The 22,579-nt window shown below is 66.3% G+C and carries 14 protein-coding genes and 3 pseudogenes; 9 read left to right on the plus strand and 8 right to left on the minus strand.

Features of this window, described 5'->3' with window-relative positions; genetic code table 11:
* The first annotated feature begins 12 nt into the window (after positions 1–12).
* Positions 13–1,584, plus strand: a complete 1,572-nt coding sequence (locus ACGFYN_RS38465; RefSeq protein WP_393870622.1) for a carboxylesterase/lipase family protein — start codon at positions 13–15, stop codon at positions 1,582–1,584.
* Between the two features lie 509 nt (positions 1,585–2,093).
* Here ACGFYN_RS38465 and ACGFYN_RS38470 read toward each other — a convergent pair.
* Complete coding sequence (locus ACGFYN_RS38470) at positions 2,094–2,261, minus strand: hypothetical protein (RefSeq protein WP_393870623.1); 168 nt, start codon at positions 2,259–2,261, stop codon at positions 2,094–2,096.
* A 267-nt stretch (positions 2,262–2,528) separates the two neighbouring features.
* On the opposite strand from ACGFYN_RS38470, the gene ACGFYN_RS38475 reads away from it, so the two are divergent.
* Positions 2,529–3,599: a tetratricopeptide repeat protein gene (locus tag ACGFYN_RS38475; RefSeq protein ID WP_393870624.1), complete on the plus strand. Its 1,071-nt coding sequence runs from the start codon at positions 2,529–2,531 to the stop codon at positions 3,597–3,599.
* Between the two features lie 698 nt (positions 3,600–4,297).
* Here the strand turns inward: ACGFYN_RS38475 and ACGFYN_RS38480 are convergent.
* Positions 4,298–5,437, minus strand: a complete 1,140-nt coding sequence (locus tag ACGFYN_RS38480) for a PucR family transcriptional regulator (protein ID WP_393870625.1) — start codon at positions 5,435–5,437, stop codon at positions 4,298–4,300.
* 86 nt (positions 5,438–5,523) lie between these two features.
* Between ACGFYN_RS38480 and ACGFYN_RS38485 the strand changes: the two genes are divergently transcribed.
* Together ACGFYN_RS38485 and ACGFYN_RS38490 are read left to right on the plus strand one after the other, a co-directional pair.
* Positions 5,524–6,579, plus strand: a complete 1,056-nt coding sequence (locus ACGFYN_RS38485) for a ferredoxin reductase (protein WP_393870626.1) — start codon at positions 5,524–5,526, stop codon at positions 6,577–6,579.
* Between the two features lie 7 nt (positions 6,580–6,586).
* On the plus strand, positions 6,587–7,705 hold the full coding sequence (locus ACGFYN_RS38490) for a fatty acid desaturase family protein (RefSeq protein ID WP_393870627.1): 1,119 nt from the start codon (positions 6,587–6,589) through the stop codon (positions 7,703–7,705).
* A 444-nt stretch (positions 7,706–8,149) separates the two neighbouring features.
* On the opposite strand, the gene ACGFYN_RS38495 is transcribed toward ACGFYN_RS38490, so the two are convergent.
* Positions 8,150–8,785, minus strand: coding sequence for a cation transporter (locus ACGFYN_RS38495; protein ID WP_393870628.1), 636 nt, complete (start codon positions 8,783–8,785; stop codon positions 8,150–8,152).
* 142 nt (positions 8,786–8,927) lie between these two features.
* Here ACGFYN_RS38495 and ACGFYN_RS38500 point away from each other — a divergent pair, with 142 nt between their 5' ends.
* Positions 8,928–10,415 (plus strand): ISL3 family transposase, encoded by a 1,488-nt coding sequence (locus ACGFYN_RS38500; protein ID WP_393870639.1) that lies wholly within the window; start codon positions 8,928–8,930, stop codon positions 10,413–10,415.
* A 694-nt stretch (positions 10,416–11,109) separates the two neighbouring features.
* Here ACGFYN_RS38500 and ACGFYN_RS38505 read toward each other — a convergent pair.
* Positions 11,110–11,927 (minus strand): annotated as a pseudogene (locus ACGFYN_RS38505) (IS5 family transposase).
* A 749-nt stretch (positions 11,928–12,676) separates the two neighbouring features.
* Between ACGFYN_RS38505 and ACGFYN_RS38510 the strand changes: the two are divergent.
* Both ACGFYN_RS38510 and ACGFYN_RS38515 read left to right on the plus strand, forming a co-directional pair.
* The gene (locus ACGFYN_RS38510; protein WP_393870629.1) at positions 12,677–15,931 is read left to right on the plus strand and encodes a hypothetical protein; all 3,255 of its coding nucleotides are present in this window, start codon (positions 12,677–12,679) and stop codon (positions 15,929–15,931) included.
* 961 nt (positions 15,932–16,892) lie between these two features.
* A complete protein-coding gene (locus ACGFYN_RS38515) occupies positions 16,893–17,840 on the plus strand; it encodes a DUF3048 domain-containing protein (protein ID WP_393870630.1) in 948 nt (315 codons plus the stop codon).
* Between the two features lie 44 nt (positions 17,841–17,884).
* On the opposite strand, the gene ACGFYN_RS38520 is transcribed toward ACGFYN_RS38515, so the two are convergent.
* Entirely contained in the window at positions 17,885–18,100 is a 216-nt protein-coding gene (locus tag ACGFYN_RS38520) for a hypothetical protein (RefSeq protein ID WP_393870631.1), read from the minus strand.
* A 663-nt stretch (positions 18,101–18,763) separates the two neighbouring features.
* Positions 18,764–19,326: pseudogene (locus ACGFYN_RS38525) on the minus strand (helix-turn-helix domain-containing protein).
* Between the two features lie 302 nt (positions 19,327–19,628).
* Here ACGFYN_RS38525 and ACGFYN_RS38530 point away from each other — a divergent pair.
* Complete coding sequence (locus ACGFYN_RS38530) at positions 19,629–19,799, plus strand: hypothetical protein (RefSeq protein ID WP_393870632.1); 171 nt, start codon at positions 19,629–19,631, stop codon at positions 19,797–19,799.
* Positions 19,800–20,098: 299 nt separating this feature from the next.
* Here the strand turns inward: ACGFYN_RS38530 and ACGFYN_RS38535 are convergent, their stop codons facing one another.
* Positions 20,099–20,986 carry an arylamine N-acetyltransferase gene (locus ACGFYN_RS38535; RefSeq protein ID WP_393870633.1) on the minus strand — a complete coding sequence of 296 codons (888 nt, stop codon included), beginning with the start codon at positions 20,984–20,986 and terminating at the stop codon, positions 20,099–20,101.
* A 561-nt stretch (positions 20,987–21,547) separates the two neighbouring features.
* The gene (locus ACGFYN_RS38540; protein ID WP_393870634.1) at positions 21,548–21,994 is read right to left on the minus strand and encodes a hypothetical protein; all 447 of its coding nucleotides are present in this window, start codon (positions 21,992–21,994) and stop codon (positions 21,548–21,550) included.
* Between the two features lie 75 nt (positions 21,995–22,069).
* On the opposite strand from ACGFYN_RS38540, the pseudogene ACGFYN_RS38545 reads away from it, so the two are divergent.
* A pseudogene (locus ACGFYN_RS38545) lies at positions 22,070–22,478 on the plus strand (transposase family protein); the annotation flags it as partial.
* Between the last annotated feature and the right edge of the window lie 101 nt (positions 22,479–22,579).

The raw sequence follows: 22,579 nt of genomic DNA on the forward strand, positions 1-22,579 counted from the left end.
CTCTGCGGTGCCATGATCAGCGGCACAGCCGGATGCGCGCAGGCGGCACCTCACGCCGAGGGTGGCCAAGGCAGTCCCGCCACCGTGGTCAGGACCGACGCCGGCTTGGTCGAAGGCCGCCTGGGCACGGACACCCGGATGTTCCAGGGGATCCCTTACGCCGCCCCGCCGGTCGGCCAGCTGCGCTGGGCGTCGCCCCAGCCGGCCGCGTCCTGGGCAGGCGTACGGACCGCGACCGAGCCCGGCAACCGGTGTGCACAGGCAGCAGGGCTCATCGACCAGCAGAGCAGCAGTGAGGACTGCCTCTATCTGAACGTCACCACGCCTCGGCGCAGCAGCGCCCGCAATCTGCCGGTGATGGTGTGGATCCACGGCAACGGCTTCATCAACGGCGCCGGGAGCCTTTACGACGCACAGCGCCTGGCCAGCATGGGCAAGGTGATCGTGGTCAGCCTCAACTACCGGCTCGGTGTCCTCGGATTCCTCGACCATCCCGCGCTCGACCACGGTCTCGCCCGGCACATGTCGGGCAACTTCGGCCTGGAGGACCAGCAGGCCGCGTTGCGGTGGGTGAGGCGCAACGCCGCGGTATTCGGCGGCGACCCGGCGAACGTCACGCTCTTCGGCGAGTCGGCCGGCGGTACCAGCGTCTGCGCGCATCTCGTGGCGCCGGGGTCAGCGGGCCTCTTCCAAAAGGCGATCCTGCAAAGCGCCCAGTGCACGGGACGCAAATGGTCACCGGGTCCGGCGACCTGGTTCCCGCTGCCGCGCGCGGAGCGCGAGCGGCACGGGCTAGACGTAGCGGCCAAGGTCGGCTGCTCCGACCCCCGGACAGCAGCGGCCTGTCTGCGCGCCCAACCCGTGGAGGAACTCGTCAAGTGGTCTGACGACGGACTCGGATCCGGACCGACGGTCGGCGCCGGCATACTGCCGGTGAGCCCGGAACAGGCTTTCGCCACCGGCCACTTCAACCGGGTCCCCATCATCCAGGGCACCACCCGGGACGAACATCGCCTGTTCACCGCGGCCATCGAAGCCGCGACCGGCCAGACGACGACCGACGCCGGCTACCGGCGCCAGATCCGCACACTCTTCACCCCGACCGACGCGGCCCGCGTCCTGGCCCGCTACCCCGCAGACCGCTTCCAGTCCCCTGGCGAGGCGCTGTCCGCCGTCATCAGCGACTGGGCCTGGGGGTGCACGGTCCTCGATCGGGACCGAGCCCTGGGCCGGCAAGTGCCGGTCTACGCCTACGAGTTCGACGACGCCGAAGCTCCCTGGTTCAGCACCCTCAAAAAGCCCAATTTCCCCACCGGGGCGTTCCACGGCAGCGAGCTGCAGTATCTCTTCGCCGACGAGCAACTCCCCGGTCCGGCCACACCCGCTCAGCACCAACTCGCGGACACGATGATGCGTTACTGGGCCCAGTTCGCCCACACGGGCGACCCCAACGGCCACGGCACGGCGCCCTGGCCCCGATTCAATACCGGCCGGCACGTCCAGTCGCTGCAACCGGGGAAGACGGAACCGGCCGATCTCGCCCGGGAACACCAGTGCGGCTTTTGGAAGACCATCCGCAGCTGACGGCTGCCACCGGGCCTGTCCGCACGGCTGTCACCGCGCCTGTCCTCACTGGGCTCACCGCCCGTCAGTCTGCGGCAGCTCCTTCCGCATCCTCGGACAGGAGCCTCCAAAGCAAGGACGAGACGCCCACGACACGTCCTGGATCGCTGGACCGAGCTGGAGGCGACCGACCAAGACCACAGGGACCGGCCGAGCGCCTTGCGGCCGGCGCCCGAAGACCAGCTCACCCGCCGACAGGTCCTACGGAACGAGGACTGGGGCGACGTCTGAACAGCGACGCGCACCCTCGCCAAGCGCCACGGAGCCAACAACGTCCGCCTCCTCGCCTGATTCGACAACTAGGGGCCAGGGACACCGCCTGGTCCCGCATCAACTCCCGCTGCCCACCGCAAGCCTCACTGGATCAGCTGGAGTGGCGGCCAACCCCCTGGCTCCTGCGCCACCGAGGGGCCGACGCCGACATCCGCCCGTCGACTCACGCCCATCCCCGGCGCGGACGCGCCCTGCCTTCAGGCCGCGGCGCGAAAGACGTACGCCGTCATCGGGGCGGTGACCGGTCCCGGGCCCAGACCGGCCATCATCTCCTCGATGACGGCGGCCCCGGACAGCCAGTGTGCCGCCGCACTCCTCAACGGCCGCCCGCAGCGGTGTCCCGGTGAGGTACCCGGTGGCAACATCGGCACACGACGCCGCCCGGCCCTCAAGCGTCAGCTCCTGCACCCTGGTCGAGCACCACGGTGGCACAGCAGTGCCGCCGGCGCAGAGCGAAGTCATCGATGCCGATGACGCGGAATTCCGTCCGGTGGGCAACGGGGTGCGCAGTAGGGTGCGCAGGGCCGTGTGGCGCGAGACGCCCCGCGAAACCGAGCATCTAAGGTGCGCATGCCCGCGCCGTATTCGTCCAAGCACACGGGGCCGGGGCTGCTGGAACGGGGAGGAAACGAGTGGCTGCGCTGAAGGTGCCCGGCAAGCCGGATCAGAACATCGAGCTGGCCGCGGAAGCGGGCGATCCGACTGCGATGAGGGTGCTGGGCCAGTACCTGCAGACGGCTCCCGAGCCGGGCACCGACCGGGGGGAGGCTGAACGGTGGCTGCTCGCCGCGGCCGAGGCCGGAGATCCGGAGGCGATGTTCGAACTGTCGATGCTCTACCTCAACCGAGCCGACGACGACGCCTGGAAGAGCTGGTGCCGGCGTGCTGCAGACGCAGGCTTGGTTGTCGCGATGCGCGCCATGGCCTTGACCACTGCAGGCACGGACGAGGAGGAATTGTGGCTCCGCCGGGCCGCCGGCGGCGGAGCCAAGCGCGAAATGCTGCGCCTCGCCGACGTGCTGGCTGGGAAAGGACAGGCAGCCGAAGCAGAGCAGTGGTATCGCGCAGCCATCGCCCACGGACTTGCCTCAGCACGTGGTGACCTTGCCTCCTTCCTGATCGCACAGGACCGTTCGGCCGAAGCAGAGCAGTATGTGAGGGCGGAGGCCGAAGCGGGTTCGTGGGCAGCTGCCAGGCGGCTGGCCGAAGCCCTCGATCGGCTGGGCCGGGCCGACGAGGCCGCCGACTGGCGCGCGCGAGCCGAGGCCTTGAGTCCTGGCACGTACGCGGGAGGGGTGCCGGCCGGGCCGGGCTGGGTCGAAGTGGTCGTGACGGCCGTGGTCACCACCGCCTTCGTGCCGTTCGTTCAGGCACTCGTGTCCAAGATCGCCGACGACACCTACGGACAGGCCCGGCAGTTCATCCAGCGCCTGGTGCGCCGAAACCGTGTAACCGGCAACGACAGTAACGACGAAGACACACCGCCTTCCCCGCCCGCCGTCGACGCCGACGCGGGCCTTGCCATCGTCCAGGACCCGGACGCAGGCATTTCGCTCTTCCTCTGGTCGAACGCCTCCGATGAGGCGCTGCGGGCCCTGTCGGCGCTGGACCTGGACGAACTGACGCTCCGAAGGCCCGATCAAGGGCAGATCCACCTGGTGTGGCACCCGGCTTCCAGCAAATGGCACATCCGCGGCCACTGACCCGGGCCCTCTGCCACCCACGGCGGGGCCGCCGACCGTGCAGGTTAGCGTCGGGCGCCCGCTGTTGCCGCGGCTGCGCGCACATGAGAAGCGCAGCCCGGAGCGCCCGGATCGACGGCCGTCGCCGCCCGCGACCGCGCAATGCCGCCACGGCACAGTCTCGCCGCTCTGCGCGGACGGACGACCTGCACGGGACCGCCCCGGCATCCGTGGTGGCCCGGCCCGGCGTCCATCGCATTCAATCCCGTCGAGTGCTGCTCGGGAGCCCGTTGTTGCCAACGCAGTGGTGCGGTCGGGGCCGTTGCCCACCGCTCCCCCGGTCGTCGCATCCGACGTCACCGGCGACGAGACCTCGCGGCGGGATCCCCGGCGGGCCACCGGCTCGCGACGGGAGGCGACGTTCGGGAACGCTCGCGCCACGTGCGCGCCGACTCTCATCTCCTCCGCTTCACGCACGCGAGTGAGTTCAAGCTGCGGATGTTCTTTGCCTCGAGGAGGAACATTCGCGCGAGACCCGCCTGACGGCCGTCCGCGCAGACATGGCGGAGCAGGGGCCGATCCTGTTGCCGGTCCGTGTAGTCGTCGGCGATGTCACCCACGAGGAGGTCGCCATGTCGCGGTGCGAACATCCCGCTACCAGTCCGCTCAGCGGTCCAGGACGGTCGAAGAACGCGGTCCAGGACGGTCGAAGAACGCGGTCAGGTGACCCGAAGACCGACGGCCAGCGTCAGTTCAAGGACCCGGTGCGGCGATGCGAGATCCGGAAAAAGCTCCCGCAGCTGCGACATCCGGTACCGGACGGTCTGGGGATGGACGAACAAGGCCGCCGCCACCTCTTCCCGCCGGCCCTGGTGCAGCAGCCACTCCCGCAACGTCTCCTCCAGCCGCCGTGCGGTGGCGACAGGCAAGGTCCGCAACGGTCCGAGGGCTCGGGCACGTAGGTCCGCGAACGCGTCCACGTCGGCACTCAGCACCAGCTCGGGCAGGTGGTCCTCAGTGTCGCGGATATCGGAGGAGAGGGAGCGCGCGCGTACGGCTCGCGTGTACGAGGCGGATGCACGAGTCCATGGCCTTGCCGGGCCGACCACGGCGGTGCGGTCGGTCAGCTGCCTCAAGAGATGTGATCGGTCGCCATCGGGGACGAGCAGCACACCGGTGGCCTCCGGCAGATCGTCGAGGACAAGGGTGCTCGGGTCGAGCGCGCGGTAGGCAGGCCGGGCCTGGTCGGCGGGCAACAGGACCGCGGTCAGCGAAACCGGAGGCTGCCACCCGGCCCGTTGAGCAGAGACAAGCAGCACGTCCGGGCTCGCGTCGGCGAGGAGGTCGCGGGCCAGGTGTTCCAGGTGGCGCTCGTGGGCCCGCCCCCGGGCGGCCAGTTCGTCGGCGTGGCCCGCGGCGCTCGCGGCGGAGAGCTCGTCGATGTAGGCGAAGGTCAGCTCGGCGAACTTGGCGACCTCGGCGGCGGGCAGACCTGCGGGTACGGCACCCGCGGCCAGGCATCGCCAGGCTACGCGGGCGCCGACGCGGTAGGCGCTGAGCAGGGCGTCCATCGAACGGCCGTCCCGGACCTCGCCGCGGCCCAGCTCGTAGGCTGCGTCACCGGCGTCGCCACCCGTGCTGTTCCCGCTCGCGAGGTCCAGGTAGTGCCCCAGGGCGGTGCGGACGGCTCGGCGGATGGTGGCGCCCATGTGGCCCGACAGGGCGTTGGCGTAGGGAGGGACCTCGTCGATGATCGCCTGGACGACCTCGTCTGCGGTGCTCTTCAGCGCGGCCCGCAGTGCGGTGACCGTCGTCTCATCCAGCGCCAGTTCGGTGACTCTCCGGATTGCATGGGTCATGTTTTGTTCCCTGCGAACAATTCAGCCGGTCAGATTTACGTCCTGCGGTCAGGACTTTACGCCCTAAGGCGCATCAAACTGGAGTCATGACGAGTGCAACCCTCCGCAGCAGGGCGTGGAAACTGCTGGAGATGGTCACGACACCGCTGCTGCCGTCGGACTACCTCGACCTGGTCAGCCCGCTGCGTGCGGGCGCTGACCTGCGTGGGCGCATCGAGGCCGTGCACCCCGAGACGGGTGACGCCGCGACCCTCGTGATCAGGCCGGGACGGGGCTGGCGCGGCCACACCGCCGGTCAGTACCTGCGGATCGGCGTCGACGTCGACGGGGTGCGCCTGTGGCGTGCCTACTCGGTCACCTCACCGGCAAACCGCCGGGACGGCCGCGTCACGATCACCGTGAAGGCGATCCCGGACGGCAAGGTCAGCAACCACCTGGTCCGCCGGGCGAAACCGGGCACGCTGATCCAGCTCGACCAGGCGACCGGTGACTTCGTGCTGCCACAGGCCAAGCCGGCCAAGGTGCTCTACCTGACGGCCGGCAGCGGCATCACGCCCGTGATGGGCATGCTGCGCGACACCGAGTTCGACGACGTCGTCATGGTCCACTCCGCGCCACAGCCGCAAGACGTCATCTTCCGCAACGAACTGCACGACCTGGTCGCGGACAAGAAACTGCGCCTCACCGAGCTGCACACCGACACCGACGGCATGCTCGACATCGCCCGTCTCGACGAACTCGTGCCCGACTGGGCCGAGCGCGAGACCTGGGCCTGCGGGCCCGCGGGCCTGCTCGACGCCGCCGAAGAGCACTGGACCGAGCACGGCATCCCGGAGCGCCTGCACACCGAACGCTTCCGCCCCAGCGTCGTCGTCGCCGGCGACGGTGGCGAGGTCACGTTCAGCACCACCGGCAAGACCGTCGACGCGGACGGCGCCACGCCGTTGCTGGACGCCGGCGAGGAGGCCGGCGTGCTCATGCCCTCCGGGTGCCGCATGGGCATCTGCTTCGGCTGCGTGACGCCGCTCAAGGCGGGCGCCGTCCGCGACCTGCGCACCGGCGAGATCACCGAGGCCGAGCCGGGCGTCCTCATCCAGACCTGCGTGTCCGCCGCGGCGGGCCCCTGCGACATCGAACGGTAGGAGCACCTTGACCGCCATCGACCCCACCGCCCACCTGACCGCGGAGCAGATCGAGGACCTTGGCCGCGAGCTGGACGCGATCCGAGACGAGGTGATCGCCGGCCGCGGCGAGAAGGACGCCGCCTACATCCGCAAGGTCATCTCGGCGCAGCGCAAGCTCGAGCTGGCCAGCAGGGGCGTACTGCTGTTCTCGATCTTCCCGCCCGCGTGGCTGATCGGCACCGCCGGTCTGTCCGTGGCGAAGATCATGGACAACATGGAGATCGGCCACAACGTCCTGCACGGCCAGTGGGACTGGATGCGGGACCCGAAGATCCACTCCACCACCTGGGACTGGGATCACGTCTCGCCGGCAGACCAGTGGAAGCACTCGCACAACGAGCTGCACCACACGTACACCAACGTGATCGGCAAGGACAACGACCTCGGCTACGGCATCATGCGCGTCGACGAGGACCAGAAGTGGCAGCCCTTCCACCTCGGCCAGCCGCTGTGGAACTTCCTCAACGCCTGCTTCTTCGAGTACGGCATCGCAGCGTACGACCTGGAGCTCGGCAAGAACCTGAACAAGCGCCGCCGCAAGAACCCGGAGTTCCGCGCGCGGGCCAAGGCCGTGGGCCGCAAGATCCGCAAGCAGGTGCTCAAGGACTACGTCATCCACCCGCTGCTGTCGGGCCCGTCGTTCCTCCCCACGCTCGCCGCCACGTTCACCGCGAACGTGGTCCGCAACATCTGGTCCCACTCGGTGATCATGTGCGGGCACTTCCCCGAGGGCGTGCAGGTCTTCGAGCGCCGGTCGATCAAGGGCGAGACGCGCGGCCAGTGGTACCTGCGCCAGATGATGGGCTCAGCGAACATCAGCGGCAGCAAGGCCATGCACTTCATGACCGGCAACCTGTCGCACCAGATCGAGCACCACCTGTTCCCGGACCTGCCGAGCAACCGGTACGCCGAGGTCGCGGAGAAGGTGCGCGCGCTGTTCGAGAAGTACGAGCTGGAGTACGTCACCGGACCGTTGCCCAAGCAGGTGTTCTCCGCGTGGCACAAGGTCTTCCGGCTCTCGCTGCCGAACAAGAAGCCCGAGGTCAAGACGCCGGCTCGCGAGCAGGAGCTCGTCGCGGCCTGATTCCCGGCGCCGGTTCAGATCTTTCGGCCGCCCGCGGGGTGGCTGCGAGGACATCCCGCGTGTGAGGCCTTCGTACCATGAGGGCCTCACACGCGGTGCGGCCGCCGTCAGCGCCGACCCCGACGATGGCAGCGCCGGTCTCTACCCCAATTCCCTTGAGCCATGATGTAGTTGAAGAACGCACGAGCGTGGCGAAGCCGCCCCCGAGCCCCATGTGCGGGCGGCTCGTTTCCGATACGGACGAGCCGGCTAGAAGTACGGATCTCTGGAGATCGCCTCTCTGCCCCCGCCCGCCGAAGAGGTCGCCCGCACGGTACGGGTTGGGGGCAGCGTCACTGGCCGCACCTGCGGGCCCTGGCACATGGTCTGCACACCGTCGCCACCGAGCGATGCACGCCGCCACTCGCTGCTGGCGCTCCGCCTTGGCCTTGCGCTCCGCCAGGCTCAGTGCTCGCCCCAGAAGATCTCGCGCGCTTCGCGAACTGCGTAGTACACCAGCACATAGCCGGCCGCTGGATCTGCCCACCACCAGCCCATCGCCGCGTTCAGCGCCAAGCCCAGCAGTACCGCGGCCGCCAACAGGCCATCGACCAGCGTCACCCGGCCTTCCGTCTGCAACACGGGGTTTCCCAGCGCGGCACCGGTGCGAGCCTTGCCGGCCGCCAGCGCGAACATCACGCCCGCGGTCACCGCGGTCCACACGATTCCCAGCACCGAGTGACGCGGGTGATGGCCGCTGACCAGCACCAGCGTCGACTGCACCAGCAGATACGCAGCGAGCAGAGCGAACCCCACACCGATCAGCCGCAGGGCACGACGCTGGCGTTCCTCACCGGTCCCCGACAGCTCCCAGATCACCACGGTCGATGCACCGATCTCGATCAGGGAATCCAGGCCGAACCCGGCCAGTGCGACAGACCGCGCACTGATCGCCGCGATCGCGAGTACCACGATGCCGACAACATTCCACCCCAATGTCGCCCATTCAAGGGCGAATCCCCGCCGCAGCAGGTGAGCGGTGTCTGCAGCAGCCGCAAGAGAAGACGATGGCATGCCCGCATCCTCCCAGCCGTCGATCACACCCCGGTCACATGGCATCAGCCACTTGCGTACGACGTTCGGGACTGTCAAACGAGTGGCTCTGGCCCGTAGTCGGTGGCGACGCCGAGTAGCAGCCCTTGATCATGATCTTGTGGTGGATATCAACTTCCTTATGGGGAAGGTGTTTTCGGGGCTTTCGGCGCTGGTCGTCGAGGACGTGGCGGACGGCGGCGACGCGGTGGTGGTCTCGGCCCGCACCCGGGACGTGGCGGTGTCGTGTCCGGTGTGCGAGACCCCGACGGCGAAGGTGCACGGTTATCACCTCCGAACGGTGAGGGACGTGCCGGTCGACGGCCGCCAGGTCGTCGTCCACCTGCGCGTAAGGCGGCTGGCCTGTCCGGCCCTGGGCTGTCGGCGGCAGATCTTCCGTGAGCAAATTCCCGGACTGCTGGAGCGCCATCAGCGCCGCACGGTGCGTCTTGTCGGGCAGATATCCCAGGTGGCGAGGGAGTTATGCGGCCGGGCGGCCGCACGCCTGGCCGGCCTGCTGGCCGTGCCCGTTTCCCGGAGTGCCGCGCTGCGCCATCTGCGGCGCCTGCCGCTGCCGCGGCAGGCGGTCCCGCGGGTGATCGGCGTGGACGATTTCGCTCTGCGCCGCCGCCACCGCTACGCCACGATCATCACCGATGCCGAGACCGGCCGGCGCGTCGCGGTCCTGCCCGACCGCGAGGCGGCCACTCTGGAGTCCTGGCTGCGCGAACATCCTGGTGCCGAGATCGTGTGCCGGGACGGCTCGGCCACCTATGCCGAGGCCGTTCGCCGAGCCCTGCCCGACGCGGTGCAGGTCAGCGACCGATGGCACCTCTGGCGAAATCTCTGCGACAAAGTCCAGCTCGAGGGCTGGGCCACCATCAACCCGCCCCGTCCCGGCGGAGTACGCGAGCAGACCACACTCGAACGCTGGAACAAGATCCACGATCTCCTCGGCCAGGGCATCGGCCTGCTCGACTGCTCCCGCCGCCTCAACCTGGCCCTGAACACCGTCAAACGCTACGCCCGCATGCCCGAACCCCAGGCCCTGCGCATCACCGCCGCCTACCGGCCCACCCTCGTCGACCCCTACCGCGAACACCTTCGCCGGCTCCGTGCCGAAGAACCAGCCGTCCCGGTCACCCACCTCCTCGAAGAGATCCGGGAGTTGGGCTACACCGGCAGCGCCAACCTGCTGGTCCGCTACCTCAACCAGGGCCGCACCGAAGGCGACCGCCCCGTCACCACCCCACGTCACGTCAGCCGCCTCCTGCTCACCGACCCCGAAAACCTGCGCCCGAAGGAAACGACCCTCCTGGAGAAGATCGTTGCAGCCTGCCCGGAGATGACCGCACTCGCCGACCTCATACGCAACTTCGCCACCCTGCTGAAACCAGCCGAGGGCAACGACGTGAAGCTCACCGGGTGGATCACGGCCGCCCGAGCCATCGGCATGCCTCACCTGCGCAGCTTTACCAACGGTCTCGAAATCGACCGGTCCGCCGTGAACGCCGGCCTCACGTTGCCCTACCACAACGGCCGCACCGAAGGCGTCAACACCCGCACCAAGAGGATCATGAGGCAGATGCACGGACGCGCCGGATTCGACCTCCTCCGCCACCGCATCCTTCTCCCCTGACTGCTACTCGGCGTCACCACCGACTACGGGCCAGAGCCGAACGTCTTACAGTCCCCTCCCCCGTCGTTGGCTATATCTACGTCCTGCAGGTGGCCGGACCGGCCTCGTACGTCAAGGTCGGTGCCACAGCTCAGCCCCGCACCCGGTTCGAGACGCTGAGCTCGGAAGCCCACCGGCTCCGATCCGTCACGGGCGTCTGGTTATCCCCTGCGCACCCTGACCACCACCGCAGCGAGGCGCAGACGCTGGGACTGGTTGAGTGAGCTTCTTCAACCCGGCGCCCCAAGCGGAGGGACAAAACCATCTGACCTGCACCAACCTGGCCGACACCCGATCGGTGGCCAACTCGAAGAAGCTCAGTGGGTGGAACTCGACCGGGGTGCCACGGCCTTCACGGTTGAGACGGGCGAGTAGCTGGGCCAGCAACTCGTGTGGCAGGAGCCGGAGTTCTCCGAGCTCTCATGCGTGCCTCAGCCGACTTCAGGCCAGGAAGGCGGACCGCGCCATTGGGCGGTCGGTGCCCGGGCGCCGCACAAACCGCCGCCCATCTGGTGGACGAGGCGGTAGGCCCAGGACTCGCCGCTGCCCGTTGCCTGGGTGACCGTGGACTCCGCCTACGGCCAGGAATGGCGGCTGCGCCGCATGCTTTGAAGGAAGCAGGCGTCGGCTACGTCTTGGCCGTGCCTAACAGTCCCTAACAAAGCCGTTGGGCGTGGCGGTGGGTGATCAGGCAGACGGCGAGGCCGAGGAATGCTTCGTGGATGTCGTCGCGTCGTTCCCAGCGGATGCGCAGGCGGCGGAAGCCGTGGAGCCAGGCGATCGTGCGTTCGACGACGTAGCGGAAGATGCCCAGGCCGGTGCCGTGGGGCTCGCCCCGCTTCGCGATCACGGGCCGGATCCCGCGCTGCCAGAGCAGGCGGCGGTACTTGTCGTGGTCGTAGCCGCGGTCGGCCAGCAGCGCGTCGGGGCGCCGTCGCGGTCTGCCGACCCGGCCCGCGATGGCCGGAATCTTGTCGAGCAGGGGCATCAACTGGGTGACGTCGTTGCGGTTGCCGCCGGTCAGCGTCACCGCGAGCGGGATGCCCTGCCCGTCGACGATGAGGTGGTGTTTGCTGCCCGGCCGTGCGCGATCGACCGGGCTGGGACCGCTTTTGGGCCCCGCCGGGCAGCCCGCACATGCGAGGAGTCGATCACCGCCCGGGACCAGTCCAGCTGGTTCTTCGACCGCAGCTTCTCCAGCAGCACTACATGCAACTGCTCCCAGACGCCGGCATCGTTCCAGGCCGCCAGGCGCCGCCAGCACGTCATGCCCGAACCGAAGCCCAGCTCCTGGGGCAGGTATTCCCATTGGATGCCGGTGTGCAGGACGAACAGGATCCCGCACAGCGCCTGCCGGTCCGGCACTCGAGGTCTGCCCTCGACCAACTTTGCTGCCGGCCCAGGCAGCAACGGTTCGATCAGCGACCAGAGTTCATCCGACACGATCCACGGCCGCGACTGACGTTTCCCCACCCCCAGCCCAACGAGCAGACAAGCCAACAGTCACATGATCATCAGCTTTTGTTAGAGCCAGTAAGTCCCAGCATGGCGCGCTGGGCCGCATCGACTTCGACTCGGTCAAGCGGGACGTGGAGCTGGTCGACGTGCCATTTCGGATGGCGCTGTGACGCCCCACCCACGAGGGTAAACACGTGGGTGCGGTTCGCCCATTCACCAATCGGAGGCCGAGTGCAATATACGAATGTGCGCTTCACTGGGCACCTGAGCATCGAGGGCATCCGCCAGCAGGTAGGCGTTGGTGGGTTCGCGCGCCGATACCCAGGTCGTCCAGACCGGCGTACATTGGCCATAGGAGTGATCCAGCGCAAACCGGGCAGCAGGACCCGCACCTCCCAATGGTGCGCCTCTGGCAGTCCGGTAGGCCAGATAGTTTTAGTTCGTCGGTCCGGATGCCGTACTCAATTACCAGTACGGCGACGGCTGGCAGTGGGTGCCTTGACCGCCAATCCCGGGAGGCCTCGTTGACCCTCGCAGCGAGAACCAGGTGACAACCGAGCGGGAGCGTCATCGGTGGAAACCCTCAACGAGTTCTTGCCACAACCTGAAAATGTTCCTGAGCGCAGACCTTGACCAGGTGGCCTGCGTATAGAACTTTCACGAAAATCCGTCACCTGACCACCGGCACTATCCAGTCGCAATCCGACGTTCCCTTCGCGGGCAGATCGGGAGCAGCTCAGTGAGTAAAGCAATGAGGAGAGAACATGTCAGAGGATGAAGGATTTAGGCTTGCTCCAGAACCCGACGATGACGACGAGAATGAAGACGACGTTCCCGAACCCGACGCATACATCATCGAATCCGACGACGGAGATGATGAGGCGCTCGAAGTAAAGCGAAATGAACCTCCTTTCGCGGCAACTCCGCCCACACCGAACCCCAATAGACTTATAGGGGAGAACTCGGTGACGGAAATTCCGGAACTCGAGGTTGCAGATTCTGATGAAGAACCAGCGGAGGAAGTAGATATCGACGAGTTTTTCGCAGAACCGGACGAGGAGTCCGCAGAACCTGACCAAGGTCCTGCCGTCCCGGCAGGGGGTGACATCGGCCTTGTTGTCGCGCAGCTCAGGGAAGCCCGAGAAACCCGAGTCCGCAATATGGCGGCAGCAATCTATCACTATCTCGACAAAAGAAAGTGGCGCCGCAAGAATCTTGAACGAGTACTCGCGGCGCGATCCCGCATGCTGGAGACCGCTCTGAGTGCAACGGTGGGACTGTACGAATTTTCTGATCGTGTTGAGGCGCTTCGCCGGACCTATGAAACGGCCTTGCAGGCCCAGCTGGCACTCTTCAATCCCGAAGAAAGCCAAAAGCCCGAGTTTACAGGGCAGGTATCCTCCATCAGTGCGCGCATTGAATACTACGAACATCTCATACACCTGCTGGAACAAGTGCAAGGTAGTCAACTAGCTCACGCCGGCGCGTTGCGCCTGAAGATTGCAGGAGATGTCGCGGCCTATCGACGCATAGTGGAATCTCTCAGGCAGCTCAGGGATGAGGCCGTCGCTTTGAGCACGCAGGTTCCCGTAGTCCCTGCTCAGGATGAATTCCGCGCTCTGTGCGTCGGGGGTATGCAGGGCGCGATAGCGCTGGGCGAAAATGTGGCGCTATACGTCAAGGAGGGGAACAAGGTAGGAGAGAAATACCGAAAGCTGGCCGCACTGGGAGCCACTACTGGAACGGCCCTTGTCCGCGAGTTGGACAGTATCGTACGGCAGGCGACGAAGGACTACGCCACTGCTAAAAAGGAGGAAATTGAGAAGGATCGAGAGCAAGACCAGTCACGATGGGAGCAGGCTCAAGGAGCGCTTGTGACCTTGGACAATGTCGACAGGGCGACCAGCCTTGGTCTTGGCCTCGGTCGCGCCTACGCCACGAGCCTCGCTCCAGTCTTCGCGCTACCGGGCAATCCCATCTTCGCGGCGGCAGGTCTGACCCAAGCAGGGGTCAAGCGCTTTGTACTCGATAGGCAGTCTCAAGCGGCATACGACAAGCTGGTGCAACAGGCGAAAGAGAACGGACAGTCGCTCCTGGAGGCGATGCAACAAGACGGTACCGGAAGGATCGGCAAGGGAGCCATTGCCCGCATGGAGGCCAACTTCAACCTCGCACTGGGACTTGCGGGGTTCGCAGCTTCCTGGATCCCCATCCCTGGCATCTGGGACATTATCACCGGCACGCTCAGCGGCATATTCGGTGCATATAAGGACGAACTCGAGAAAAATCTCGAAACGATGACTTCTGCAGAACGCGAGGGGATAGGCAAGGAACTCGCGGATAGACTCTTGGGCGTCGTGCAGGGGGAAGCTGTGCCTGGCACGACCGCCGTCCTCAAGCACGAGGCGGGCAAGTTGACAACAGGCACGATCGGGGCCGATTTCGCCTTGTCCGCCGGACTGGCCAATCCGGCCGTCGCCCTCGCGGTGAGGATATTCGCTCGCTGTATCATGAGCATATTTCCTCCGGATCTCGCGAAATGGCTTTCGCCCGATGATATTGCCCGCATTGTTAGCGAGGCCTATACCATACCGGAAGAGACTCTCCGAGGGGTTGGCATAACTGTCGATGCACCAGGATACAGCGGCGCTCCCGAAGACAAGCGTGTGGAGGAGAAGAAGACCGTCGACGCCGGACCATTCGTGGGGCTCCGGTTCGGCAATGGGGGGCAGTGGGCTTTCCAACAACTCGGGGGCGCGCACTTCGCGGGCGGTAGCACCCAGTACCCGGAAAGTACGGTTACCTATACGACGGGGAGTGGCCGGGTCATCACCTTTGCTGCGCAGGTGGAAATTCACCACACCGGCGGGTCTGTGGAGGCGCCGGGGAGGGTAACGGGGGCCAGTATGCAGCTAATGAGGGTTACTGGAGGAGCGGAGACATCCGCGGCATGGGACAACTGCACGATCTTCGCCACCGGATACCACAGCGGTGACATAGTGCACGGGGGCACATGGTACCGACCCTTCATGTCTACCTATGTGTTCATTGGGGGCGATGGTGAAGTGCGTATCGTGGATCCCTCCACCCAGGTTATGGCTGCCGGCGAGAGTCGACGTAAATCCGTCACTGAAATCCTCGGAATGGATCTGTCTAGCAGTCTGCCACTCCGTGCACTGGGCATCGACACTACGCACGCCCCAACCGGGACGGGTGTGTTCCCTGTCACGTTCCGCGGTGGTCCGGGTACAGCCAGCGGTGCACCCACCTCCGGGCTCTCCTCATCATCCTCGCCAGAGGGAGTCGCCGATGGGCTCTCCGACAAGGGGCAGCAGGAATACAAGAGTACGGGGCACACGGGCAATGCTTTCGTGGGACTCCGGTTCGGCAACGGGCATTGGACCTTCACTCAACTCCGTGGCGGTCGTGCAGCCCGCGGGAGCCTCCGGTACTCGGATGCCATAGTTGCCTACTCAATGGGGGGCGGCAGGGTCATCAAATTTGCCGCAATGGTCGAAATCTTCCATGACGGAAGAAGGGCTACCAAGGCCAGCATGCGGCTACTTGATGTGCTGAGCGGAGCAGAGCAAACGGGATGGCAGAACCGTGTTATCACTGACCTCGGATTCAGTCAGGGCATCACAATGCACAGCGGTAGATGGTACCGCCCCTTCGGAGACACTTATGTGTTCATCGGAGTCGATAACGACGTGCGCATCGTTGATCCTGACGCTGAAGCGATGTTCGGCGTCGGGTCCGTTCTCCGACGCATCGCCGAAATCCTTTCGACGGATATGCGTACAGATATGCCACTTAAAGCGCTTGGCATTGACACTCTGCACGGCACTGACGGAACCGGCGTATTCCCAGTCGAGTACCGCGAGGGCTCGGCCGAACTCGGCACCATCCCGGACGGGGAAGGTGGTGGGGAGGAGCCTGACTCCCCCTCGCCCTTGACGCCGTTCCCCGAGGGGGCGCCCGTGCGGGGAACCCGGTCGGGCCGAGAGCCGGAAGAGTGACGGAGCCCGTCCACTGCAGTGGCCCAGCGTGGTCGGGGGCGTTTCGGGCTTAAGAGACGTACAGACGCCGGTTCCTCGTGTACTGCTCTCCGTCCCCGCTCGCCGAACCCGCACCATCAGGCGGTAACGATCCGTGCCCCGAGCGCCGCCGTGTCCTTCTTAGCTGCGGCCGAGGCTCCTTCACCCAGCCGGTGATCTGCTCTTCATCACGCTCGACGGCCCGTCTGGCCGAGACCTGGCAGGAGACGCCGTGCCCGATCGGCAGCCTGCGCACCCCTTCGCGACCACCGAACCAGAGGCGAACCACTCAGCGGCCATCATGCGGATCCCCTCGCGGAAGTGCCTGCGCCCATCCAACAGGCATACGCCCTGCGCGTACTTCTCGACAACGGCGCACCGCGAGGATCGAGGACTGTCAGCGGCTACGACAACCCGAGTTCAGTCCCAGACGAAAGGGATCACATCGACTGAACCGACTCGCCGATCAGAGCCATGGGGCGCACAATGGAGACATTAGCGAGAATCAAAAGCTAATGTCATGAATTACGGCCTCAAATTCTATTAGCTCAACATGGTGGGGTTCTCATTCCTTCTTCTGGTTCCATACTAGAGCTTGGATGATCGCCGGTGAGAACGGCCATTCCGTCCTCACCGGCCAGGGAACGCTCGACGGTCACCCGATCGGAGGTGTCCTCCGGGAAGGTAAGTTCCCCGACTCACACATGCTCGACTGAAGCAAGCATCCACCAGGAGATTTTGCGTCGAAACCGTTGATCTACCCGCAAAAATGCCATGGCGAGAGAAACGGTCGATTGCCGAGTCGGGGCTATACGCGCACAATAATGCGCCCTTAGCCCTCCAGGTGTGACGCACCGACCGACACAACCAAAAGCTGTAAAACAACAAGAATTGGGTCGGAGGCGCGGCAGAATTAGGCCACAACAGGAAGGAGGTCACGGAAATGAGGAGGTTGACGAAAAAGCACATACTGATCACCGGCACCTTCGTCCTTCTTGCAGGGATCGGGATCGTTTTCGGTGCCATGTTGGGAGGAGGTGATGTCTCGACAACAACGCCAACTCCAAAGGCGAGTACGCCGCGCGGCGCCGTGAATGCTCTCACGGGTAAGTCCGGCAAAGCAGGCTCCGTTCTTATCGTCAAGATTGACAATGCGACCCCGGCTCGCCCGGCCAGCAACCTGGACCAGGCAGACATCGTGTATGGCATTCAGGTAGAAGGCGGCCTGTCACGCATCATGGCTGTTTACGACGGCCATCGTCTTCCTAGCTTCGTTGGGCCGGTCAGGTCCGCGCGCGAGACTGACCTGACATTGATTCCGCAGTTCGGCCGCGTGGCCTTTGCATACTCGGGTGCCACTACGTCCATCATCCCGGAGCTGAACGCCGGACCATGGAAGAACGTAACCCCAGGGCAGTTCGGAGACTTCTACCGGAACCACAATCGATTCGCACCTCACAATGAGTATCTGAGGACGCCTCCTCAGCTCCTGAACGGCGTGCCGGCGGCGAGGTCCATCGGACTGCAGTTCGGCCCTCTGCCGGCCGGTGGCGCCTCTCAGGCAAGCATTTCCGCATCCATGCCAGCAGCCAGTTTCCAGTTCCACTGGAACGGCAAGAACTACAACGTGGGGATGGATCACAGCCGGTCGCCCTGGCACGCAGACAACGTGGTCATTCAGGACGTATCCGTCAGTATGGTCCGCAAAAGCCACGGCGGGCCGGTGCCGTTCTCCGATACGCTGGGGGACGGCAAAGCCACCGTTTACCGCGACGGTAAGGCGTACCACGGTAGTTGGAGCCGAAGCTCCAAGTCAGCTTCGACGCATTACACGTTCCATGGCACAACCATGAAGCTGCACACCGGCCGGACATGGATCATACTCCGTTGACATCCTCAGGCAGGCGTAAAAGCCGCACCGCACGACGGCACAGCTCAAGCGGGCGCAGGGAAGGCACGCGCGTAGGCGGTATAGGGGTGGGTCATGGCTTTGGTGAAGCCCTCGTGGGCCACCGGCCGCTCCTCGGAACCTAACGGCTGCACGTCGTGGATACGATTCTTGATCCAGTTGGGGTTCTTGTTCGCCTCCCGGGCCGCGGCTGTCCACAGCCGGCGCACGGGCCAGACGGGGATGTCCAGGGCGCGGACCACGCTGTAGGTGATCTCCCAGCCGGGGTAGTAGCCTTACCGGCGCAGGAGTTCGGACAGCCGGGCCTTGGAGTCGTCGGACTTGCTGACGAGTTCGTCGAGGGTCAGGCCTCTGGCAAAGAGCCGGTTACGGGCTCCAGCCACGCGCGGTGGGTGGCGCCGACTTCGTCGCTGACCGGCTCCGGTGGGCGGCCGCGTCGGCTCGGAGGCTCTTCGGTGGTCTGCTCCACCGACGCCGTGCCAGGCGATTCCGCCGGCGGTGGAATACCTCGTCCAGGGCGAAACGCTGGTAGGGGTAGTCGCCGGGGACTAGAGCAATCCCTTCCGGCTCCAGGTCCGGCTCGTCTGGACTGCTCTCCATACAGGTCGGGTCGGGGCCCGCCTGCGGGCGGTAGGTGCTCGCGCCAGCGTAGTCGAGCGTGCGATACCGATGCGTGGCAATCCCCTGCGGCCCGGGGCGGTCAGGCGGCGCCCCCACCGTGGCACAGCTTCCGACGATAAGGGCACCCTACCCCCGCCTTGCTCGCACGAGCAGTTCAGCCAACCGGCCATCGTGGAACCCATATCGGCGGCTGACATGACGAAAGACCAGGTTATCTCCGCTGCGGCGGCCGGCCACCGTTGATTACGGGCAATTGCGCCCCGCTCTGGGCCTGTTGAGACTCATCAGGCGGCGAAGCCGACGTTGGTGACGTACTCGTATTGGCCCCACTGCGAGCCGACGTCGACGATCTGGTCGACCCAGGCGTCGTCAAGCTGCTGGTCGTCGTCGGCTGCCCAGACGGCGACGATCCGGTCCCAGCGGCGAACGTTCAGGGCGCGAAAGCCCACCGCCCTCTGCCGCGGCCGCGAGACGCCGGACTGCTTGAGCGGGTGGATCTCCACGCGGGTACCGCGGTCCTGCCGGTTGAGGCGGGCGGCCAGGTAGCGGGCGACGTTCGCGCGCCGCACGGTGCGGTAGGCCTGCTCGATGCGTTCGAGGTTCTTCCTCGAGGGCGCGCGGCGGCCCTCGAGCCAGGCGCGCAGGGTGCGGTTTCGGTGACGGTCAGGCCGGCGGTGCGGGCGTGGTCGGTGCGGGTCAGATAGCGCAGGCAGGCAAGCAGGCCGCGCTGGGCGGTGACGGGGGTGGCGATGTAGCCGGCGAGGGCGTCCAGCTGGCGGGCGGCGGCTTCGTGGCCTTTGATGCCGCTGGCGCCGTACTTGCCGAACTCGATGTTCCGCTCAGGCATCGTCTCTTCCGGACTTCGCATTGTGGATCATTGTACGGCTCTGTAGGAAGCCGAACTCCCTTGTCCGGCAGGAGGTTGCGTCTGGCAGGGGAAACTGGCGACAGACCGGTAGGGCGGCCGTCCGCTTCGAACCCGATTACCACCGCATGGTCGACCTGCCCAACATGTAGCGTACCGAGGGTGGGAGCGCCGCCAGGGGCGCTGATCGCACCGTTCCGGTGCCTGGGAATGAGGTCGGCCCCGCCGGGCGGCGGGTCGCCGAATCATCTGTTGCTGTCGCCCCTGACACCTCTCCGTAGCTGGTGTTCAACGCCGAAGCGGTTCTGGCGCCCAGCTCGCGCGTAGCGGGTAACGGCGTTCTGCACGGCCGCCGCCTCAAGCCAAATGCGACGCTGTGGTGCGCGTTCGTCAGGGAGTTCGAGCAGTTCCAGCTTCTTGCGTTCGAGATCCGCCGCTCGCTGGACGGCAATTAGTGATGCAGGCAAGCCTCGTTGCCTTGGTCCGGCCTCGTGAGTGGAAGGGGAGGATGTCAGGCCGTTTGCGGGTCGGGATCGGCCGTTTCGGCTGCGGGCGGGGGGGCTGGGCCGGAATGAGTGATTGTGGTGCGGGCTCCGACGTGGTGCCCGTCTGGCGGGAGGGCCGGCTGCCTCTGGTTGTGTAGTACTGCGCTTCACATCCCAAGCTCACCCGCCGGCGCCGAAGCTGACGGGGGTCGGTGCCTTGATCCGGTAGTCGGGCAGGGCGGCGTGGACACAGGCGCCGCCAACACACCTCAGCGCTGGGCGGATTGTGACTCCTGCCAGCGGTGGTGTGCCGTCAGGACGTTCGTCCATAGTCGTTCGTGCGTCTCGGCGGGCATGCCGTGCAGTCGCAGGTCGAATCGGTCGGCAAGCAGGTCGAACCATTCCGCGCGGCGGGTGACGTGTTCGTCGGTGCGTGCGCCGTCGCCGATCCGGCTCAGCACCAGGCCGCGGATGACGTCCGCCCCCGTCGCGTCGCGGCGTTCGGCCATCGGCACCTGGACGAAGCCCGACTCCGGCGACGTCGACAACCACTGATGCTGGGCCTCGAAGTCGGACAGGCGGGCGTCGGCCACGGTCCAGGTCATTCCGGTGAAGCCGCCGCGGGGGTCGTGGGTCAGATGCCACTGCGACCGGTCGGCGGCCTGTTCCAGATGGAGGACGAACGGCGGTTGGTCGTGCCTTCCCGCGAGCAGGGGGAGCGGTTCGTGCAGGGCATCGCCGAGCCCGTTGTCGACGTACCAGACACCGCCGGGGTTGGTGTCGCTCGGCAGCTGCTCCACGGTCAGGACCAGATGGTTTCCCATCGCGGCGGGTTGAGGGCCGTCAGGGCCGTGCACTCCGCCGACGTGGCCGCGTACCGCGTAGCCGAGTGAACCGAGCAGCAGGCCCAGCGCGCCGTTCATGTGGTAGCAGTAGCCGCCTCGGCCGTGCAGGGCGATACGGGCCGCGGATTCGTAGGGGTCGATGGCCCAGGCCTCGCCGGCAGGAATCCACAGGGTTTCGTACGGCACGCGTTCGGCATGGCGCGCGACCAGCAGGCGCATGGCGTCCACCGACGGTGGCATGGCCTCGAGACCGAGGCGGTGCAGGTACGCGTGCCGGATATCAGGGTCCAGCGGGGCCATCGACGCGAACATCCACTCATTGTTTCCTGTTCACCAACGATGTGCACCGTTCGAGGTCAGGGAGAAGCCGTCATACGAGGTCGACGTTGCTGCCTGGGGCTGGAGCGGCGGTGCCGTTCCTGACGGGGCGAAGGCCCGGACGCTGAGTGAGAAATTGACGGGCCGGCACCATCACACTGCGAACGCATTAGGCTCTGGTCTGCCTGGTGGTGAACACCCCGGCGGATGGCTGCTCCCTGTGTGCGGCGACGATCCGCTGCGGGGTGGCCGGAGGCCGCGGTGAACTCCGCCCGCCTCTGGGCCGCGGGGGCCTGCTACGCGACGGCCCGCACAGGGGAGTCGGGCCGTCGCGCAAGGCCGCCGTCCGCCCGTTTTCGGCCCCAGGGGCCGCCTGGAAGGCATGGGACGCGATCGAGACCAGCCAGCGAGCGATTGCGGCCGCGGTCGACGAGTGGGCCCGGAACGGGGCCGAGCTCAACGAAGGGTGGGGCCTGCGCCCGTGGGCCCAGCAGCCCAAAGGCGAGGACCTGCAACAGCGCCACGCGAAGTGACGCGCTCGGTTGGAGCTGGCTGTCAGTAGCCCGCGGCTTCCCTCATCCGGCGACGCACCTCGTCACCGAAGAACACAGGAGCCTTCGCGCCCGGATAAGGGTGGGAGTGGTGGTAGTCGCCTGTCTCGGGATCAAAAACGAAGAACGCCGTCCACGTTCCTCTCCCGCTGGACTCGATCAGTGCTTCCACGCAGAAGCCGTTCGTCACGACCTTCCTGACCCTCCAGGCGTCTTTTGCGACGGCACGCACGAGGGCGGCGAACTCGATCTCGGCAGGCGTCGGGATCCTGGTGCCCGGCGACTCGTCGACCTCGACGGCCCCCACGGTGGACTGCTTCATGGCGCCCTTGATGAGCAGGCCAGCCGCAACTGCAGCCAGGATGGCGGCTCCCTTCAGCAGGCTCATGGCCGTACCGCCGGTGGAGGGAGTGCTCCCGGCATCCTCGCTGCGGGTGTTCTGGTCGGGCACGCGGGTTCCCCTTCAGATCCGGAAAACTGCCGTCAGAGTAGTGCTCGTGCAGCCATCCGTCCGATGGGTGGCGGCTACTCGGCCAAGCACCGCCTGCACGGCGTGAACTTGCAGCTGGTGAGCGACCAGGACGGACGGCTGCTGTGGATCTCCCCGGCTCTGCCCGGACGCACCCAACGACCTGACGGCCGCCCGGACCCACCGGATCATCCGGATCTGCGAGCGCCAGGGCGTCCCGATCCTGGCTGACTGCGCCTACATCGGGGCTGGCTCCTAGGTCACCACCCCAAAACGGTGCCCTCCCGGAGGCGAGCTGACACCGACCCAGCAGACCGTCAACCGAGCGCTGTCGCGGACCAGGGCAGCCGTCGAGCGCGGTCCGGCCCGACTCAGGACCTGGAAGATCTTCCGCAAGGCGCGATGCAGCCCGAATCGAATGACGTCAATCGCCAAGGCCGTCCTCACCCTGGAGCGCCAACGCTGAACGGGCTCAGTGAACCTCTTTCATCCTGGGGTCTGAGGAGTGAAACAGGCTGGTCAGGTGGGGTGACGTGGCGAAGCCCCTCGTCGTTGGTGTGGTGATCT

Source organism: Streptomyces sp. NPDC048419, assembly GCF_043200415.1.
Taxonomy (GTDB): Bacteria; Actinomycetota; Actinomycetes; order Streptomycetales; family Streptomycetaceae; genus Streptomyces.

Coding starts and splice junctions, on each gene's coding strand:
- ACGFYN_RS38465 (WP_393870622.1), top strand. CDS start 13: ATGATCAGCGGCACAGCCGGATGCGCGCAGGCGGCACCTCACGCCGAG.
- ACGFYN_RS38470 (WP_393870623.1), bottom strand. CDS start 2,261: ATGTTGCCACCGGGTACCTCACCGGGACACCGCTGCGGGCGGCCGTTG.
- ACGFYN_RS38480 (WP_393870625.1), bottom strand. CDS start 5,437: ATGACCCATGCAATCCGGAGAGTCACCGAACTGGCGCTGGATGAGACG.
- ACGFYN_RS38485 (WP_393870626.1), top strand. CDS start 5,524: ATGACGAGTGCAACCCTCCGCAGCAGGGCGTGGAAACTGCTGGAGATG.
- ACGFYN_RS38510 (WP_393870629.1), top strand. CDS start 12,677: ATGTCAGAGGATGAAGGATTTAGGCTTGCTCCAGAACCCGACGATGAC.
- ACGFYN_RS38515 (WP_393870630.1), top strand. CDS start 16,893: ATGAGGAGGTTGACGAAAAAGCACATACTGATCACCGGCACCTTCGTC.
- ACGFYN_RS38535 (WP_393870633.1), bottom strand. CDS start 20,986: ATGTTCGCGTCGATGGCCCCGCTGGACCCTGATATCCGGCACGCGTAC.